Below are 18,658 nucleotides of genomic sequence, written 5' to 3'. Positions count from 1 at the left end.
ACAGATTTATTGAAATTCAACCGATATGTGTTATACTTGATATATAACAAGTAGAGCTGAGGTGGTTGAAATGTTTTTAGAAATTGAACAGACGAGTCCGATTGCAATTTATACCCAATTGACTAGCCAAATAAAAAAAGCCATCGTCAAAGAAACCTTAGTCGCAGGGGATGACTTGCCGAGTGTTCGTGTTTTGGCGAGCGACCTAGGTGTTAATATGCATACCGTTAATAAGGCATACAATATTCTGACAGAAGAAGGCTTGCTGTTAAAAAGTAAAAAAGGTTATGTCGTGAGTCCGAAAATTAATCGTCAAACTGACGAAGAGCAAGAGGATGAAATGAAGAAACGTTTGGAAGATGTATTAGTGGATATACTCGTTCATAATCATTCTGAGAAAACAGTTCAAGAATGGTTGTCGGAACTCACGGTAGCATTAAGAAAGGGGGATAACTAGGATGTGGTTATTTATTGGATTGATGGTTTTTACTGTCATTGCTATGGGGGTGACGACTGGATTAACGCCTTACTTTAGTAGAAGGGCAACGCCATTTGGCATTAGTGTGCCAGTCGATGAGTTAAAATCAGTTTTTTTAAAAGGTCTCGTTAAGAATTATGTCACGATTAATGTTGTGATCAGTGTGTTACTTGCACTTCCGATGTTAGTCATGCCCTTTGTTTTTGAGGGTGAAGCGGTTGAGGTTGCGGTATCGATTTACCTTATAGTGAGTATCTTTTTATTTATGGCGATATCATTTGCTCTGTATCTGTTCTATCGAAAGAAAATAACGACTTGGAAAAAACAGTTTATTAATGATACAAACGACATAAAGAAGACCGTTATTATTGATACTAATTTTCATAAAGACTTAAAATTAATTTCCAGTCGTGCTGTCATTTTGTGGCAACTCTTTATTATTGTGATGACTACTTTGATTGCTTTATTGAATTATGATCGTATACCCAATCAAATCCCGATTAACTTTGATTCGCAGTTTCAAGCTAATCAATTTGTAATGAAGTCTTACGTCACGGTTTTAGCATTTCCTGGCCTGCAAATGCTAATGGTTCCTATCTTATATTTAGCTTATTATTCCTTTATTAAATCACGTCAAAAACTTTCTCCTTTGGCGCCACTTGTGTCCAGTCTAAAGAGTAAGCTATTTCGCCAAGCATGGACGCGTTTTTTCTTTGCACTCTCGATATTGACACAGCTATTAATATCAGTCTCGTTTCTAACAACTACATTGTTGGATGAAACTTATATTTGGATTGCGATGGTATCTATTTTTACCTTCTTAGTCTTTACCATAGCTAGTTCGATCTATTTATCTCTTAAGTACGGTCAAGCTGGTGAAAAACTAAAAATTGACAATGATGATGAGACTAGCCAATACTACCAAGATCCCGAAGATGATGATAAGTGGTTAGCAGGAATGTTTTATTATAATCCCGATGACGCAGCTATTTTTGTCGAAAAACGCTTCGGTATTGGAACGACCGTAAATTTAGCCAGATGGCAGGCTTGGGCGTTCACATTAGGCATAGTGATTCTAACGTTAGCGATGGTCCTTTGGGGATTATTACTGGATCAATAAAAAAGTATATAAAAATCCGTCAGAAGAATTTTCTTCCTGACGGATTTATTTTATAGTCTAGGGGATTATAAGTTCAGCCATCAATGTCTAGCTCCCAAGTCCTGACCTAGTGAAAAAAAGATAAATTTGCCCCATTGCGCGCATCGCTGCTCATTCAGGGTCAAATTTCCTATTTTTTCATAGGCCAAGGCGGACTTGTCCGCTTTTCTTATGCTAATAAGTTCTTTTTTTGATGGTTTTTAATAGCTAAATCAACAATACGTTCTGCTAAATGGTTGTTTCTAACTAATAGAGGACCATGGAAATAAGAGCAGAAAACATTTTTATAACGTGCGCCTTCTGTTTTATCCTCACCATTATTTCCTTTACCCACTTGAACAATACCTAAAGGCTGAACACCGTCACCTAAGAATGTCCGACCGTTGTGATTTTCAAAACCATTGTAAGTATCGCCTGTCTCTTCATCAACGATTGTAATGTCTCCGATAAAGCGATTATTATCTTGGTTCAAAGTGTAGTAATCAATAGCACTAATGCCGCTAATTTTTTTACCTTTAGCATCGACATAGTAGTGACCTAATAATTGGTAGCCGCCACAAATGGCAAGTAAGACACCATCGTTATCAATGTAGGTTTTAATAGCATCAGCTTTTGCTTGGATATCTTTTGAAACGATATATTGTTCATAATCCTGACCGCCACCGAAGAAGACAAGATCATAGTCATTGGGATTGAAGGGTTGATTTAAACTCACAATGTCAGTTTCGACTTGAACGCCTCTTTGTTTAGCGCAGTATTGCAACATCAGTAAGTTTCCGTTGTCGCCATATGTATTTAATAGATTTCCGTATAAATGACCAATGCGTAGTTTCAACTATTTCATCCTCTCTTTGATGTAACCACGTTCTGCTAATTCTTTTCGTAAGTTAAGAACAGCTGTATAAGTTGCCATCACATAAATTTTTTCTGTCGGTTGATTTTGGAAAGAATCAATAAGAGAACCGACTGTATCGTAGCTCGTCATTTCTTCTTCAGAGAGTCCTGCAACTTTCAAACGCAATTGCATTTCCTCACGGCGAATACCACTTACGCTAACGCTTTCGATATGATGAGTCGTTAGTTTTTCAAAATCGCCATCCCAAATCCAGCTCACGTCAGTACCATCTGCTGGACGGTCATTTAAAACAACCGAAAGTGAGAAGGGATCTGTTTCATAATCAAGCAAATCAATAATCTGGTTTAATCCCACTGGGTTTTTAATTAGGTTTAAAATAATCGTTTTACTGCCGATTTTAATGGTTTCTTGGCGACCGAATTTTTGTTCAGCAGAAGAGAATCCCTTTTGAATCTCTTCAACGCTTAGGCCAAATTCTCGACCTACTGAATAAGCAGCTAGAGCGTTGTAAATATTATAGAGTCCAGCAACATTGATTTTAAACGGATGACCATCGATTTCAAAGGTTGATGATTGGTAATCCAAATGATCAACAGCTGTCACCGCGTACTTCAACTCAGGACGTTTAAACTCACAATTCGGACAATAATACTTGCCAAGGTTTGCATAAGTATTAAATTTATAATGTAAAATATTTTGGCAGTTGGGACATAAGACACCGTCTGTATTATAGTGAGCCATTGTCTCGCCATCTTCTTGATGGTTAAAGCCAAAATAAATTTGTGGATTAACAATATCTTTAGAATTAAAAATAGGGCTATCACCATTAGCTAAAATAGTTGCATTTGGAGCTAGTGCAGCACCATCAACCATTTTTTGATAAATCGTATAGATTTCACCGAAACGGTCCATTTGATCACGGAAAACATTCGTATTCACAATAATTTTTGGTTTAATATATTTAGTCACATGAATTAAACTTGCTTCATCGACTTCGAGAATCGCCATTTTCTTTTGTCCAGCTTTTGTTGGTTGCGGATCTAAAAATGTCGAAATAATCCCTTGTGCCATGTTTGCACCTGTTGGATTGGTTAAAACGCGGTCAAATTTTTGTTGTAAAACATGGTAGGTTAGGGAAGTTGTTAGTGTCTTACCATTTGTACCAGTAATGATTGCGACTTCATAGTCTTTTGATAATTGTGCCAATACAGCTGGATCAATTTTAGCTGCCAGTTTACCAGGCAAACTGCTTCCGCCGTTAGTAAATTTACGTAGTGCCCATTGTGTTCCTTTTCCGACCGAAATGGCCAATGCTCCCCTTATACTCAAATGTATCTCTCCTTCAAAAATTCTCTTTGACATCATAGCATAAAACGTGTTTATTCTGAAAGCCGACGATAGCACGAACAGGTCGATAATCGTTAATTTTTAATATTTCTTAACATTCTGTTGAAATAAAACTGGATGATTGACTTTAAAGCTATTTCTTACTATTATATTACAAGATAATAACTATGTAAAATGTTGATGAGGTGTAAAATGGCACAATTATTTTTTAAATATGGCGCGATGAATAGTGGGAAAACAATTGAAATTCTAAAAGTTGCCCACAATTACGAAGAACAAAATAAGCCAGTATTAATTTTTACTAGTGCTATCGATGACCGTGATCAAGTTGGCTATGTCGCAAGTAGAATTGGTCTTCGTAGGGAAGCCTATGCTATTCGCGAGGACACAGATATTTATGAAGTGGTAAAATCTGAGAAGGAGAAACCATACTGTGTACTTTTAGATGAAGCTCAGTTTTTAGCTAAACACCATATATTACAATTAGCTAAAATTGTAGATGAGTTAGGTATACCGGTCATGGCTTTTGGTCTTAAGAACGATTTTACAAATGAGTTATTTGAAGGATCGAAGTATTTGTTGCTTTATGCAGATAAATTTGAAGAAATAAAAACAATTTGTTGGTATTGCCATAAAAAAGCATCGATGAATATGCGTATTATAGATGGTAAACCTGTTTATGAAGGTGAACAAATTCAAATTGGCGGCAATGAATCGTATATTCCAGTTTGTCGTAACCATTATTTCCATCCAGAACTGTAGGCTGCAGCAAACGATTTATATTTGAAAATAGAAGGGTTTTGAGAAAGATGTTTGATCAACTTGATGCATTCATCATCCGCTACGAAGAACTAGGAGAACTATTAAGTGATCCTGAGGTTATTTCGGATACAGCACGTTTGATGGAGTTAACGAAAGAAGAAGCAAATTTACGTCCAAAAGTAGAAGTATTTAGACGCTACAAAAAAATGGAAGAAGAAATTGCTGAGACAGAAGAGATGCTCTCTGAAAAATTAGATGCAGAAATGGTTGAATTGGCAAAAGAAGAACTATCTGAACTGAAAAATGAACGCATTGAACTTGAAGAACGTATTAAAGTTCTACTGTTACCTGAAGACCCAAATGATGGCAAAAATATTATCATGGAAATTCGTGGTGCTGCTGGTGGGGACGAAGCGGCTTTATTCGCAGGAGATTTGTTTGAAATGTATAGCAAATACTCTGAGAATCAAGGTTGGAAAGTAGAAGTCATGGATGCTAATATTACGGGCATTGGTGGTTATAAGGAAATTATTCTTATGATTAAAGGGCAAAATGTATTCTCTAAATTGAAATATGAAAGTGGTGCCCACCGTGTACAACGTGTGCCATCAACTGAATCACAAGGTCGTGTTCATACATCAACTGCAACAGTTGTGGTTATGCCAGAAATGGAAGAAGTAGAGCTAGACTTAGCTGATAAAGACATTCGTGTCGATATTTATCATGCAAGTGGTGCCGGTGGACAGCACGTTAACAAAACAGCATCTGCTGTTCGGTTAACTCATATTCCAACCGGTATTGCTGTTGCCATGCAGGATGAGCGTTCACAGCTGAAAAACCGTGAAAAAGCAATGAAAGTTTTGCGTGCACGTGTTTTTGATAAAATGTCTAGTGAAGCACAATCTGAATATGACGCAAATAGAAAATCTGCAGTGGGAACAGGGGATCGTTCGGAACGGATTCGTACCTACAACTTCCCTCAAAACCGTGTGACAGATCACCGTATTGGTCTAACCATTCAAAAACTAGATCAAATACTAAGTGGTAAGTTTGATGAAATCGTCGATGCTTTAATCCTCGCTGATCAAACTGAAAAACTGGAGAACTTAAATAATGGAATCAATTAGTACGCGAACATATCAGCAAGTTGTTCAAAGTGCCGTGAAATACCTAGAAAAATTAGAATTAAATACTTATATCGCAGAACGCTTACTCCTAGACCGATTGGATTGGACGAAGACAGACTTTATTCGTCATCTCAACCATACAATGGAAGAATCAGTTTATCTTCAGTATTTAGATGATCTTAATGAGTTTATCAAGGGGAAGCCATTGCAATACATCGTCGGTAAAGAATGGTTTTACGACTATGCCTTAAAAGTCACTCAAGATACGCTTATTCCGCGACCAGAAACAGAAGAGTTGGTTCACCGCGCACTTAGTCATTTGAATAAAGTAGCCGAGGATAAACCTTTGCGTATTTTGGATATCGGAACAGGATCAGGTGCTATTGCAATTACGATGAAGAAGGAACGCCCGCAAGATGAGGTAACAGCGACCGATATTTCTGAGAAGGCATTAGAAGTGGCTATTGAAAATGCTGGAACACATCAAGTAGAAATCCGCTTTTTAAAGGGAGACTTACTTGAACCTGTGTCGCTTGAAACCTTTGATTGCATTATCAGCAATCCACCTTATATTGGTTACGATGAAAAAGACTTAATGGATTCGTCTGTTCTCCAATACGAACCCCACACGGCTTTGTTTGCTGAGAATCATGGCTTGAGCCTATATGAGCGTCTTGCTTACGAACTGCCATTTCATTTAAAAACAGACGGTTGTTTATTTATGGAAATTGGTTTCCAGCAGGGTGAAAAATTGAAATCACTCTATCAACAAGCTTTTCCAGATAAAGAGGTTTCAATTGAAAAAGATATTAATGGCTTAGATCGTATGTTAATTGTTAAATAAAAAGAAAGAGCTAGGATGAAACTCCTAGCTCTTTTTCGCTTAACCGAACAATTCAAGCGTAATCACTTAATTATGTTCGGTTATTTTTGATTTTCGACAGCTGGAAACGCATCTTTATATAATAATGTGTGTTTTTTTATAGATTATTCTATTAAGCTAAAATGAACTGTGATATACTAAAGATAAATTTAATCATCCTTTAATAAAAAGGAGTTCAGGGGGAATGTTGAGTGTTTGATAAAGAAATTTTTGATGCAATTGAAAAAGAAAAAAATCGCCAAGAAGAAGGAATTGAGTTAATTGCTTCAGAAAACGTGGTCTCAGTGGATGTTTTAAGAGCACAGGGCAGCATTTTAACAAATAAATATGCAGAAGGATACCCTGGCAGACGTTATTATGGGGGCTGTGAGTTTGTCGATGTTATTGAATCTTTAGCTATTTCACGAGCTAAGGAATTATTCGGCGCAGAATATGCTAATGTTCAACCACATTCAGGAAGTCAGGCTAACATGGCTGCTTATATGGCATTGGTTCAACCAGGTGATAAAATTCTTGGTATGGACTTGAATCATGGCGGTCATTTAACACACGGATCTGCTGTTAACTTTAGTGGTAAGAACTACCAATTCATTTCTTATGGTATTGATAAAGAAACAGGAGCAATAAACTACGATACCGTTCGTGAGATTGCTATTAAAGAACAACCACAATTAATTGTAGCAGGAGCAAGTGCTTATTCACGTCATATTGATTTTAAAAAATTCCGCGAAATTGCTGATGAAGTTGGCGCGAAATTGATGGTTGATATGGCTCACATCGCTGGTTTGTGCGCAACAGGTTATCATCAAAATCCTGTTGAATACGCTGATGTGGTTACTTCGACAACTCATAAAACATTACGTGGCCCTCGTGGTGGTTTAATCCTTGCGAAAAAAGAGTACGCAAAAAAATTAAATTCTGCTATTTTCCCTGGTATCCAAGGTGGACCACTTGAACATGTCATTGCTGCTAAAGCAGTTGCCTTCCTTGAAGCCCTACAACCAGAGTACAAAGATTATATTAATCAAGTTGTTAAAAATGCTAAAGCAATGGAAAATGCCTTTAAACAATCACAGTTTAACGTGATTAGCGACGGGACAGATAACCATTTGTTACTATTAGATGTTTCCCCTTACGGCATTAATGGAAAAGAATTGGAAATACTATTAGATGAAGTGGGTATCACTGTTAATAAAAATGCGATTCCATATGACCAACTACCCCCTACAAAAACAAGTGGTATTCGAATTGGAACACCAGCGATTACAACACGTGGATTTAAGGAAGATGAATCGACAAAAGTAGCAGAGTTAATTATAAAAGTAGCTTCTAATCAAGATAATCCAGCTGTTCTAGATGAAGTGAAAAACAACGTGCGTCAATTGACACAGGCCTTTCCACTTCACATTGGAAAATAAGTCAAATAATACCCGCCAAGTGCATAAAATTTCTAGCCAAAATGATTGTAATGCTATACAATAGAAAAAGTGAAATTTTGAGGGGGAATATAATTGGCACGAGTAACAGTTATGGATCATCCATTGATTCAACACAAATTAACCATTATTAGACAAAAAGACACAGGAACGAAAGATTTTCGTGAAGTTGTAAGTGAAATTGCGATGCTAATGGCTTATGAAGTAACAAGAGACATGCCTTTAGAAGACGTAGAAATTGAAACGCCTCTTGTTAAATCTGTTCAAAAAACATTAAGCGGAAAAAAAAGTTGCCATTGTTCCCATTTTACGTGCTGGTTTAGGCATGGTTGATGGCTTCTTAGCAATGCTTCCAGCAGCTAAAGTAGGTCATGTTGGTTTGTACCGTGATGAAGAAACGCTTGAACCTCATGAGTATTTCGTAAAAATGCCTGCAGATATTGCAGAACGTCAATTATTTGTTGTTGACCCGATGTTAGCAACAGGTGGATCTGCCGTTGCGGCAATTGAAGCATTAATTAAACGTGGCGCAAAACCACAAAATATTAAATTTGTCTGCTTAGTAACAGCGCCAGAAGGTGTGAAAGTTTTAAATGAAGCTTATCCTGACGTTGAAATTGTTACGGCAGCATTGGATGAAAAATTAAATGAAGTTGGTTACATTCTTCCAGGCTTGGGAGATGCTGGTGACCGTCTATTTGGAACTAAATAGTCTAATAAAAACATGTCTTTTCCTGTGTGGAGAAGGCATGTTTTTTTCAATATATTGCAAATGTGAAAGTATTTTCAAAATAAAAATAATCATTTTGTTGTTCAATATTTAGTTACACAATGTTGGATTTTCAATATATTGATTGGTATACGTAAAAAAATAATAAATATTTTTGATTATTTTGGTTAAGCGTGGTATTATGGTTTTGCAAATGAACCCTGCCGTTTTCATGGACAATGGAAGTGATTAAACTGGAGGGCTTATTCTAGCTGTATAGAAATGAAAAGAGGTGAAACGATTGGAACATGAATCGAAAGTGATTGAATTCATGGGGATTGGCTTTAGCGTAAATATTCTGATTAGTGTGGCAGCTACCTGCTTCATTGTCTTTCTATTTTGCTACGTTTGTACAAGGAATCTAACGCTACGTCCGAAAAAAGGGCAACTCGTTATCGAGTATATAGCTGATTTCGTAAAGAACATGATTGCAAGCTCAATGGACTGGAAGACAGGTGAACAATTTTTCTTGTTAGGTTTTACACTATTCCTTTTCATATGGGTTGCGAATGTCTTGGGGTTATTCTTAATTTTAAATATTGGAGGCTACTCTTACTGGAAGAGTCCAACAGCGAGTCCCGTGGTAACACTGGCGCTTGCTTTAATGGTACTTCTTTTAACGCATTATTTTGGAGCAAAAGAGCAGGGCTTCAAGGACTATTTTATGAATAGTTACATTCGACCGGTTCCGGTTCTAATGCCGATTAAGCTACTAGAAGAATTCACAAATGCATTGACGTTAGCTTTACGTCTGTATGGGAACGTTTATGCTGGTGAAATTTTACTAGCGCTGATTGCTTCGTTAGCAAATGCAGCAGGACCACTGACATGGGTAGTGGGGATACCACTCCAAATGGTTTGGCAAGGATTCTCAATTTTTATCGGGTCTATTCAGGCCTTTGTATTTACAACCCTAACAATGGTGTATTTATCGCATAAAATTGAAGCAGAGTAATAATAATATAAGTTTTTTAAAACAAAGGAGAAATTAATATGAATTTTATAGCAGCAGCGATTGCGGTTGCAGGAGCAGCCATCGGAGCTTCATTAGGGAACGGTAAGGTTATTTCAACAACAATCGAAGCGATTGCTAGACAACCTGAATTGCAAAGTAGATTACAAACGTTAATGTTTATCGGTGTAGGGTTAATTGAAGCTGTGCCAATTATGGCTGTAGTTATAGCATTCTTACTTATTTTCCAATAACCAATTAACAGATAAATTGATAGAGGAGGAGAGAATGTGACACTAGGCTTAATTTTAGGAGCTTCGACAACATTGGGTGATTCACTGGTAACATTGATTTCGTTTCTACTATTATTTGTTGTCATTAAAAGTGTTGCGTGGAAGCCACTAATGAATATGTTGGCTCAACGTGAAGAAGCGATTAATGCTGATCTTGATAAAGCAGAAACAGCTCGCCTAAGTGCTGAACAGCAACTAGCAGAGGTTGAATTACAACTTCGTGAAGCACGTACAAAAGCAAATGATACACTATCACGAGCACAAGCTGAAGGAACAGAAATGCAAAGAGCAATTGTTGAAGAAGCTAAGGAAGATGCTCGTAGAATTCGTACTCAAGCAGAAAAAGAAATTGATTTAGAGCGTAAACAAGCATTTACATCACTTCGTTCAGAAATTAGTGAAATGTCAATTAGTATTGCTGAAGGTATTATCGGTAAAGAACTGAATGTAGACGATCAAAATCGCTTGATTGAAGAATTTATAAAAGGATTGGAAGATTAATATGGAAAGAGAAATCATTAAAGACTCCTCTCTGAAACTATTCGTTACAACCTTTTATAACAACATTGAGAGTTCAGAAGTTGCCAACAAAATGGCTTATGAACTAAACCAACTTCGCGATAACCTACTTGAGGTTATGGAGGAAGAGAAAGACCAAGCTGTTATTGAACAAAAATTACGAATTGCGGTTCAATTCTTATCAGAGCCATCATTAGCATTTTTATCTGATATTGATACAGCAGCTTACGTTAATGCGATTAATTTGTTTGATGAGCTGCATCGTGAAGATCGGAAGCCGGTAAATATTACCATTACATCAGCAGTGGCGCTCACTCATGAGCAACGTGATCGTATCATTAAGGCCTTTCGTAAAAAAGTTGAAAATCATCACCTGTATGTCAAAGAGGTTGTTGATGAATCAGTGTTGGGCGGAGTTAAATTAGAATCTGATAATTATGCATTTGATAACACACTTCGTACAAAACTAAACGGAATGAAAAAATATCTATTAGAAGACCAATGAGATTGAAGAGGTGAAGAATGTGGCGATAGATAAAGATAATTTACATTCTTTGATAAAAGAACGAATCAGCTCTTTTCAATCTGTTCCAGAAATGGAAGAAATTGGAAAACTGACCTATGTCGGTGATGGGATCGCTAGAGCGACTGGTTTACAAGACGTTATGAGTGGCGAGCTCCTAGAATTTTCAAATGGTGCCATTGGTATGGCACAAAGTTTGGAAAAGGATGACGTCGGAATTGTTATTTTTGGTGAATTTGAGACCATTCATGAAGGTGACGTTGTTAAGCGTACTGGACGTATTATGGATGTTCCAGTTGGAGACGCTCTAATTGGTCGTGTCGTGAATGCTTTGGGACAACCAATTGATGGACAAGGTGCTATCTTAACGACTAAGAAACGCCCTGTTGAGAGTGAAGCACCAAGCGTTATGGACCGCCAATCTGTAGCAGAACCATTACAAACAGGATTAAAAGCGATCGATGCTTTAGTGCCAATCGGCCGTGGTCAGCGTGAGTTGATCATTGGAGACCGTCGTACAGGGAAAACAACCATCGCTGTTGATGCTATTCTTAATCAAAGAGGAAAAGATGTTATTTGTATTTATGTGGCAATTGGACAAAAAGAATCATCCGTACGTAATCTAACAGAAATGTTAAGACAACAACGTGCGATGGATTATACCATTGTCGTATCAGCAAGTGCATCACAACCAGCTCCAATGTTATACATTGCGCCATACGCTGCAACAGCAATGGCAGAGGAGTTTATGAATCAAGGGAAACACGTATTAATTGTTTATGATGATTTATCAAAACAAGCAGCTGCTTATCGTGAAATGTCATTACTATTGAAACGCCCACCTGGCCGTGAAGCTTATCCAGGGGATGTTTTCTACTTGCACTCACGTTTATTAGAACGATCTGCTAAGTTAAGTGATGAAATGGGCGGTGGCTCAATTACATCATTACCAATTGTTGAAACACAAGCAGGAGACATCTCAGCTTATATTCCAACGAACGTTATCTCAATTACAGACGGACAAATTTTCTTGGAGAGCGATTTATTCTTCTCTGGTATTCGACCAGCTATTTCAGCAGGTCTATCTGTTTCTCGTGTTGGTGGGGCAGCGCAAGTAAAAGCGATGAAGAAAGTAACCGGTACATTGCGTTTAGATCTAGCTTCTTATCGTGAACTTGAAGCCTTTACACAATTCGGTTCTGATTTAGACGTTTCAACACAACAACGACTAAACCGTGGTCATCGAACTGTGGAAGTTTTAAAACAAGACTTGCATAAACCGATTGCTGTTGAAAATCAAATTGTTATTTTATATGCCTTGACACATGGATTCCTGGATACCGTACCAGTTCGAGATTTAAAACGATTTGAAAAAGAATTGTTTAATTACATGAACATTAGCCATTCAAGTTTGATGAAACATATTGTTGAAACAAAATCATTGCCAGATGAAGAAGAATTATCAGCAGTTATAAAAGATTTTGTAGAGACCTTTGTTCCTCATAATTAAGAATGGACATCAAAGTAGCCAGTTGTTTTCTAAAGTGAGGTGAGAAAATGGCTTCTTTAATTGATATAAAAAAAAGAATTGCATCAACTAAAAAAACCAGTCAAATAACTAGTGCGATGCAGATGGTTTCTGCCTCTAAGCTAACTCGTGTTGAACAACAGGTTCGAAACTATCAAATGTATGCGAAAAAAATTAGAGAAATTGTGACACATATTGCAGGCTCTCAGCTGATGTTTCTTGAAGAACATGGTCATGTTGCCGCACAAGAACAGCAAGACATTGATTTTAATGACTTGTTAATTAGACGACCCGTTAAACGGACCGGCTATTTAATTATTTCATCAGATAAAGGGCTGGCTGGTAGTTATAACAGTTCTATACTGAAAGCAACACGTGATATGATTTTACAAGACCATCAAACATCTGATGAATACGTCATTATCTCAATTGGTGAAACACTTGCTAATGATTTGAAAAAAAGCGGGATTCATGTTGAATATGTCGTTAGCGATTTAAGTGATCAACCTTCCTTTAATGAAGTCACGCAAGTGGTTTCGCAAGCAGTGAAGCATTTCCATGATGCTGTATTTGATGAACTGTATGTTTGTTATAATCATCATGTCAATGCATTGACATCACAATTTCATGTGGAAATGATGCTTCCTTTAGGTGATTTAGATCATGAAGAAGTAGAAGAGCATGAAATTGATTATCTGTTTGAACCAACTGAAGGTGACATTTTAGAAGTATTATTACCGCAGTATGCGGAAAGTTTAATTTATGGTGCCATTATTGATGCAAAAGCTGCTGAGCATGCATCACGTATGACGGCCATGAAGAGTGCAACAGATAACGCAAAAGACTTGATTGATCAATTGACAATGGAGTATAACCAATTGCGACAAGCTGCCATTACTCAAGAAATTAATGAAATTGTTGGCGGTGCACAAGCACTCGATTAATGATAAAGGGGATGCATGAATAAATGAGAACAGGACACATTGTTCAAGTCGTAGGCCCTGTAGTAGATGTTCTATTTCCGCTAGATAATGAACAACCAGATATTAATAATGCTTTATTGGTTGATAAGAAAAAACTAGATGGGACAATTGAAACCATTACACTAGAGGTCGTTCTGCAACTTGGTGAAGGGGTTGTCCGCACAATCTCGATGCAATCTACTGATGGCTTACAACGAGGGTTAGAAGTAATTGATACAGCTCATCCAATTAAGGTACCAGTTGGTCAAGAAACACTCGGCCGAGTATTTAATGTATTAGGACAACCGATCGACTTAAAAGAAGATTTTGCAGATGATTATCCGCGTGAATCTATTCATAAAGAAGCACCGAAATATGATGAATTAAGTAGTAGTTATGAAATTCTTGAAACAGGAATTAAAGTTATCGACCTACTAGCGCCATATTTAAAAGGTGGGAAAATTGGGTTGTTTGGTGGAGCGGGTGTTGGTAAAACCGTTCTAATCCAAGAATTGATTCATAATGTGGCTGACCAACATGGTGGGATTTCCGTCTTTACTGGTGTTGGAGAGCGTACGCGTGAAGGGAACGACCTTTACCATGAAATGCAAGAATCTGGTGTAGGTAAACGTACCGCTATGGTGTTTGGTCAAATGAACGAACCACCTGGCGCTCGTATGCGTGTAGCCTTAACAGGTTTAACGATGGCAGAGTATTTCCGTGATCAAGAGAAACAGGATGTACTATTATTTATTGATAATATTTACCGTTTCACGCAAGCTGGTTCAGAAATTTCTGCATTATTAGGAAGAATGCCGTCAGCCGTTGGTTATCAACCAACCTTGGCGACTGAAATGGGGCAACTACAGGAACGTATTACGTCAACAAACGATGGCTCAATCACATCAATCCAAGCGATTTATGTACCAGCCGATGACTATACTGACCCTGCTCCAGCAACAACATTTGCCCATTTGGATGCAACAACTAACTTGGAACGTCGCTTAACACAACAAGGGATTTATCCTGCAGTTGATCCATTGGCATCATCTTCAAGTGCCTTGTCTCCTGATATTGTTGGAGAAGAACACTATGAAATTGCTACACAAGTTCAACAAATTTTACAACGCTACCGTGAATTGCAAGATATTATTGCGATTTTAGGGATGGACGAATTGTCAGATGCAGAGAAGACTTTAGTAGGGCGTGCGCGTCGTATTCAATTCTTCCTCTCGCAAAACTTCCACGTAGCAGAGGCATTTACAGGCGTTCCTGGGTCGTTTGTACCAGTTAAGGAAACCGTTAAAGGATTCAAAGGTATTGTAGAAGGTAAATATGACCAAGTCCCAGAAGAAGCATTCCGAAACGTGGGTTCCATTGAGGATGTTCTAAAAAAAGCAGAAAGCTTAGGGTATAAAGGGGTGTAGAGAATGGCTATTTTGAATGTGAATGTAATTACACCAGAAGGTATTATCTTTCAGCATCATGCCAAAGAGGTACATGCTGAATCAACAGATGGTGGCATTACCATTTTGCCGAATCACACGCCGATTATTTTGCCGCTAAAGATTGGGGAGTTAAGAGTAACCCGTGTGACGGATGACTTTCAACAAAACTATATTGCAATTAACGGAGGAATCATGGAAGTCCGTGATAACGAAGTCAATATTATTGCCAATACAGCGGAACGTGCGAGAGATATTGATATTGATCGTGCTGAAATAGCTAAGAAAAAAGCCGAGCAAAAAATGATGAAAGCTAGAGACGAGAAAAACCAAATGGAGTTTCAAAGAGCAAGAGTTGCTCTTTCTAGAGCAATTAACCGTATAGGCGTCTCTGAAAAAAGAATATAAGCAAAAGCCAATCTGTTTTCTAACAGGTTGGCTTTTTCAAATTCAATAATCGTATTATTTTATTTATTCGCATCGCTGTTATAGAATTGAAACAAGACATTAATTTATGAAAAAAGAAGTCACTTTCTATCGTGAAACTGTAATAAAGTCTTTTTACTATTTTATATAAGAGTCTCATATAAAAGGAAAGGTGTAAAAATGATGTCATTTTTATTAAAGTTATTAAGAAACTTTATACTTGTTTTTTTTTTCATCGATTTGTGTTAGTATAGTTTGAGACTATGAGGAGGTGTGGGTAGATGAACAGTTTATTTGTGTTTGGTCTATTGGAGCTATTTTCTCATATGTTATTTATTTTTTTGTCTTTTTATGCTATGAAAGCAGTAAGAATAGAAAGTTGGATTCGAAAAAACCACGTCCCTGAAGCGAGAGTATTATATGTCTTGCTGTCAATTGCGTTAGGTTATACATGCAGCTCATTCTTTCTAGACTTTCTTCAAATATCTAGAAGCCTATCCTTATTAATAACAAACTAAAATGTTTAATTACGATATAAATTGAAAAGGCGATTAAAAACGGCCTCACATTATCACGCACTTATTCTCGGAGGGATTTTTAAAAATGGAAAAAATGATTGTTCGAGGCGGTAATCGTCTTGTAGGAACTGTAAAAGTAGATGGCGCTAAAAATGCTGTGTTACCTATTGTGGCTGCAACAATTTTAGCCTCTAAGGGAAAAACAACTCTTAAAAACGTTCCTATTTTATCTGATGTTTATACAATTAATAATGTATTGAGAAATATAAATATTGATGTTGATTTCAATGAAGAGGAACGTACAATTGAATTGGATGCAACTGGCGACGTTAGTTGGGAAGCGCCATTCGAATATGTTAGCAAAATGAGAGCATCTATTGTTGTAATGGGACCGTTGTTGGGTCGTTTAGGGAAAGCTAAAGTAGCACTTCCAGGCGGTTGTGCAATTGGAACCCGTCCAATTGATTTGCACTTAAAAGGTTTCGAAGCAATGGGAGCAACCATTAAAATTGAAAATGGCTTTGTTGAAGCGTATGCTGACAAATTAAAGGGCGCGCGTATTTATATGGACTTCCCAAGCGTTGGGGCAACTCAAAACTTGATGATGGGCGCTGTCTTTGCTGAAGGAACAACAACATTAGAAAATGCGGCACGCGAACCTGAAATTGTAGATTTAGCTAATTTCTTGAACCGCATGGGTGCACGCGTTTACGGAGCAGGAACAGAAACAATTCGTATTGAAGGTGTTGAAGAATTGCATGCTGTAGAACACAGCATTATTCCTGACCGTATTGAAGCAGGTACATTTATGGTAGCTGCTGCAGTCAGTAATGGAGATGTTTTCGTAGAAGACGCAATTGCTGAACATAACAAACCATTGATTTCTAAATTGAAAGAGATGGGTGTTACTATTCAAGAGAAAGAAAATGGTATTCAAGTTATTGGACCAAAACAGTTGAAATCAACTGACGTGAAGACGATGCCACATCCAGGTTTTCCAACGGATATGCAAGCGCAAATGACAATTGCTCAACTTGTTTCTCAAGGAACAAGTACGATGACAGAGACCGTTTTTGAGAACCGCTTCATGCACTTAGAAGAATTAAGACGCATGAATGCTAACTTTAAAATCGAAGGACAAACAGTGCTATTATACGGTAACTCTGCATTCCAAGGCGCAGAAGTAGCAGCAACTGACTTACGTGCAGCAGCAGCTTTGATTATTGCTGGTTTAGTCTCTGAGGGCTATACGCGCGTAACAAACTTAAAACATTTAGACCGTGGTTATTACGGATTTGATGCTAAATTAAGAGGGCTAGGTGCTGAGATTGAACGTGTGAACGAAGAAGATCATGTTCTTTCAAGTGCAGACTTAGATGCCTTATTTGTAGCAAATTAAATGAGATTGACGATATTTTTACAGAGTGAGAGGGGAACAATGTGGCTAAAGATATAGGAATTGACTTAGGAACAGCAAACGTATTAGTCCATGTTAAAGGAAAAGGGATTGTTTTAAATGAACCTTCAGTTGTTGCTGTTGATACAACAACAAATCGTGTATTAGCAGTAGGGGCAGAAGCTTATCGAATGGTAGGACGTACGCCATCTAATATTCGTGTCATTCGTCCATTAAAAGGGGGCGTGATTGCTGACTTTGATATTACAGAAGCAATGCTGACGCACTTTATTGATCGCTTGAATGTAAAGGGTCTTTTAACAAAACCAAATATTTTAATTTGCTGTCCAACTAACATTACGACAATTGAGCAAAAAGCAATTATTGAAGCGGCTGAGAAGAGCGGCGGTAGAAATGTTTACCTTGAAGAAGAACCTAAAGTTGCAGCTGTTGGTGCTGGTCTAGATATTTTCCAACCAAACGGTAACATGGTTATCGATATGGGTGGTGGTACGAGTGATGTTGCAGTTCTATCACTTGGTGGTATTGTAACAAGTAGTTCAATAAAAACAGCTGGGGATAAATTAGATTCAGATATTATGAACTATGTCAAACGTGAGCACAACTTATTAATTGGTGAGCGTACAGCTGAACAAATTAAGAAAAATGTTGGAACAGCATTGTTGCCAGAGAAACTAGACAGTATGGAAATTCGTGGTAGAGACATGGTTACTGGACTTCCGAGAACCATTGTAATTACTTCAGAAGAAGTTTACAATGCTATGCATGATACGTTAATGTTGATTGTAGAGCAGGCTAAGGAAGTTCTTGAAATTACACCACCAGAATTAGGAGCAGACATCATTAATACTGGTATTGTCTTAACCGGTGGTGGAGCCTTGATTAAAGGCATTGAACAATTATTCAGTGATGAATTAGGCGTACCAGTCTTTACATCACCAGATTCATTGGACTCTGTTGCATTAGGAACAGGTATTTTACTTGAGAACATTGGCAAGCAAAAACGTAGCCGCCAATTTGGACCGAGCTGGTTTAGAAGGTTAACACAAAGAAACTAACAGTAAAGGACGTTAAATATGAAGTTTGATTTTAAACCTATTTTTAAATCATTATTCACGATTATTATTTTTGTGGCATTAGCAGTTGGTTTATTTGCTCTGGGGTTAATAATCGGTTATAGCGTTCTCGGTGATGGCGAAGCCATGCAGGTATTCGATCGCCAAACTTGGGAACATATATTGGAATATGTTAAATAAGA

20 protein-coding genes and 1 pseudogene are annotated in these 18,658 nt (G+C 37.5%); 19 read left to right on the top strand and 2 right to left on the bottom strand.

From position 1 onward, the window contains the following. Positions 1–70 precede the first annotated feature (70 nt). A complete protein-coding gene (locus G7057_RS00585) occupies positions 71–457 on the top strand; it encodes a GntR family transcriptional regulator (RefSeq protein WP_166160561.1) in 387 nt (128 codons plus the stop codon). A 1-nt stretch (position 458) separates the two neighbouring features. Further along, the gene (locus tag G7057_RS00580; protein WP_166160560.1) at positions 459–1,598 is read left to right on the top strand and encodes a DUF1648 domain-containing protein; all 1,140 of its coding nucleotides are present in this window, start codon (positions 459–461) and stop codon (positions 1,596–1,598) included. A 208-nt stretch (positions 1,599–1,806) separates the two neighbouring features. Here the strand turns inward: G7057_RS00580 and G7057_RS00575 are convergent, their stop codons facing one another. Both G7057_RS00575 and G7057_RS00570 read right to left on the bottom strand, forming a co-directional pair. After that, on the bottom strand, positions 1,807–2,472 hold the full coding sequence (locus G7057_RS00575; protein ID WP_076765601.1) for a type 1 glutamine amidotransferase: 666 nt from the start codon (positions 2,470–2,472) through the stop codon (positions 1,807–1,809). Continuing rightward, positions 2,473–3,822: a Mur ligase family protein gene (locus G7057_RS00570; protein WP_227004609.1), complete on the bottom strand. Its 1,350-nt coding sequence runs from the start codon at positions 3,820–3,822 to the stop codon at positions 2,473–2,475. 210 nt (positions 3,823–4,032) lie between these two features. Here G7057_RS00570 and G7057_RS00565 point away from each other — a divergent pair, with 210 nt between their 5' ends. The 17 genes and pseudogenes from G7057_RS00565 (at position 4,033) to G7057_RS00485 (ending at position 18,656) form a co-directional block, all read left to right on the top strand. Continuing rightward, positions 4,033–4,602, top strand: coding sequence for a thymidine kinase (locus tag G7057_RS00565; protein ID WP_166160558.1), 570 nt, complete (start codon positions 4,033–4,035; stop codon positions 4,600–4,602). Between the two features lie 47 nt (positions 4,603–4,649). Continuing rightward, positions 4,650–5,729, top strand: a complete 1,080-nt coding sequence (gene prfA, locus G7057_RS00560; protein ID WP_166160557.1) for a peptide chain release factor 1 — start codon at positions 4,650–4,652, stop codon at positions 5,727–5,729. Then, entirely contained in the window at positions 5,716–6,573 is an 858-nt protein-coding gene (prmC, locus tag G7057_RS00555) for a peptide chain release factor N(5)-glutamine methyltransferase (RefSeq protein WP_166160556.1), read from the top strand. The genes prfA and prmC overlap by 14 nt, the downstream gene beginning before the upstream one ends. A gap of 230 nt (positions 6,574–6,803) precedes the next feature. Continuing rightward, positions 6,804–8,030, top strand: a complete 1,227-nt coding sequence (gene glyA, locus G7057_RS00550; RefSeq protein ID WP_166160555.1) for a serine hydroxymethyltransferase — start codon at positions 6,804–6,806, stop codon at positions 8,028–8,030. Between the two features lie 111 nt (positions 8,031–8,141). Continuing rightward, a pseudogene (gene upp / locus G7057_RS00545) lies at positions 8,142–8,760 on the top strand (uracil phosphoribosyltransferase). Between the two features lie 298 nt (positions 8,761–9,058). Then, positions 9,059–9,772: a F0F1 ATP synthase subunit A gene (gene atpB, locus G7057_RS00540; RefSeq protein WP_166160554.1), complete on the top strand. Its 714-nt coding sequence runs from the start codon at positions 9,059–9,061 to the stop codon at positions 9,770–9,772. A gap of 38 nt (positions 9,773–9,810) precedes the next feature. Further along, positions 9,811–10,023, top strand: coding sequence for a F0F1 ATP synthase subunit C (gene atpE / locus G7057_RS00535; RefSeq protein WP_076765617.1), 213 nt, complete (start codon positions 9,811–9,813; stop codon positions 10,021–10,023). Positions 10,024–10,059: 36 nt separating this feature from the next. Continuing rightward, entirely contained in the window at positions 10,060–10,563 is a 504-nt protein-coding gene (gene atpF / locus G7057_RS00530) for a F0F1 ATP synthase subunit B (RefSeq protein ID WP_166160553.1), read from the top strand. A gap of 1 nt (position 10,564) precedes the next feature. After that, a complete protein-coding gene (locus G7057_RS00525; RefSeq protein WP_166160552.1) occupies positions 10,565–11,086 on the top strand; it encodes a F0F1 ATP synthase subunit delta in 522 nt (173 codons plus the stop codon). 19 nt (positions 11,087–11,105) lie between these two features. Next, complete coding sequence (atpA, locus tag G7057_RS00520) at positions 11,106–12,614, top strand: F0F1 ATP synthase subunit alpha (protein WP_166160551.1); 1,509 nt, start codon at positions 11,106–11,108, stop codon at positions 12,612–12,614. A gap of 47 nt (positions 12,615–12,661) precedes the next feature. Next, entirely contained in the window at positions 12,662–13,576 is a 915-nt protein-coding gene (locus G7057_RS00515; RefSeq protein WP_166160550.1) for a F0F1 ATP synthase subunit gamma, read from the top strand. A gap of 23 nt (positions 13,577–13,599) precedes the next feature. Then, on the top strand, positions 13,600–15,021 hold the full coding sequence (gene atpD / locus G7057_RS00510; RefSeq protein WP_076765626.1) for a F0F1 ATP synthase subunit beta: 1,422 nt from the start codon (positions 13,600–13,602) through the stop codon (positions 15,019–15,021). 3 nt (positions 15,022–15,024) lie between these two features. Then, entirely contained in the window at positions 15,025–15,447 is a 423-nt protein-coding gene (locus tag G7057_RS00505) for a F0F1 ATP synthase subunit epsilon (RefSeq protein ID WP_166160549.1), read from the top strand. A 299-nt stretch (positions 15,448–15,746) separates the two neighbouring features. Continuing rightward, entirely contained in the window at positions 15,747–15,983 is a 237-nt protein-coding gene (locus G7057_RS00500) for a DUF1146 family protein (protein WP_166160548.1), read from the top strand. An 85-nt stretch (positions 15,984–16,068) separates the two neighbouring features. Next, positions 16,069–17,382 carry a UDP-N-acetylglucosamine 1-carboxyvinyltransferase gene (murA, locus tag G7057_RS00495; RefSeq protein WP_166160547.1) on the top strand — a complete coding sequence of 438 codons (1,314 nt, stop codon included), beginning with the start codon at positions 16,069–16,071 and terminating at the stop codon, positions 17,380–17,382. Between the two features lie 41 nt (positions 17,383–17,423). Then, positions 17,424–18,458, top strand: coding sequence for a rod shape-determining protein (gene mreB, locus G7057_RS00490; RefSeq protein WP_076765634.1), 1,035 nt, complete (start codon positions 17,424–17,426; stop codon positions 18,456–18,458). A gap of 18 nt (positions 18,459–18,476) precedes the next feature. Further along, complete coding sequence (locus tag G7057_RS00485; protein ID WP_076765636.1) at positions 18,477–18,656, top strand: DNA-directed RNA polymerase subunit beta; 180 nt, start codon at positions 18,477–18,479, stop codon at positions 18,654–18,656. The last annotated feature ends 2 nt before the right edge of the window (positions 18,657–18,658 follow it).

Origin of the sequence: Jeotgalibaca arthritidis (assembly GCF_011100465.1) — a bacterium.
Lineage (GTDB): Bacteria > Bacillota > Bacilli > Lactobacillales > Aerococcaceae > Jeotgalibaca > Jeotgalibaca arthritidis.
Note: the sequence above shows the minus strand (reverse complement) of the source record. Positions and strands in the feature narration are given on the sequence as shown.

Excerpts from the sequence above, each read along its gene's own strand:
- G7057_RS00505 (WP_166160549.1), top strand. The coding sequence starts at position 15,025 with ATGGCTATTTTGAATGTGAATGTAATTACACCAGAAGGTATTATCTTT.
- murA (WP_166160547.1), top strand. The coding sequence starts at position 16,069 with ATGGAAAAAATGATTGTTCGAGGCGGTAATCGTCTTGTAGGAACTGTA.
- G7057_RS00565 (WP_166160558.1), top strand. The coding sequence starts at position 4,033 with ATGGCACAATTATTTTTTAAATATGGCGCGATGAATAGTGGGAAAACA.
- G7057_RS00500 (WP_166160548.1), top strand. The coding sequence starts at position 15,747 with ATGAACAGTTTATTTGTGTTTGGTCTATTGGAGCTATTTTCTCATATG.
- atpE (WP_076765617.1), top strand. The coding sequence starts at position 9,811 with ATGAATTTTATAGCAGCAGCGATTGCGGTTGCAGGAGCAGCCATCGGA.
- prfA (WP_166160557.1), top strand. The coding sequence starts at position 4,650 with ATGTTTGATCAACTTGATGCATTCATCATCCGCTACGAAGAACTAGGA.
- G7057_RS00485 (WP_076765636.1), top strand. The coding sequence starts at position 18,477 with ATGAAGTTTGATTTTAAACCTATTTTTAAATCATTATTCACGATTATT.
- G7057_RS00585 (WP_166160561.1), top strand. The coding sequence starts at position 71 with ATGTTTTTAGAAATTGAACAGACGAGTCCGATTGCAATTTATACCCAA.
- prmC (WP_166160556.1), top strand. The coding sequence starts at position 5,716 with ATGGAATCAATTAGTACGCGAACATATCAGCAAGTTGTTCAAAGTGCC.
- G7057_RS00580 (WP_166160560.1), top strand. The coding sequence starts at position 459 with ATGTGGTTATTTATTGGATTGATGGTTTTTACTGTCATTGCTATGGGG.
- G7057_RS00525 (WP_166160552.1), top strand. The coding sequence starts at position 10,565 with ATGGAAAGAGAAATCATTAAAGACTCCTCTCTGAAACTATTCGTTACA.
- atpD (WP_076765626.1), top strand. The coding sequence starts at position 13,600 with ATGAGAACAGGACACATTGTTCAAGTCGTAGGCCCTGTAGTAGATGTT.
- G7057_RS00515 (WP_166160550.1), top strand. The coding sequence starts at position 12,662 with ATGGCTTCTTTAATTGATATAAAAAAAAGAATTGCATCAACTAAAAAA.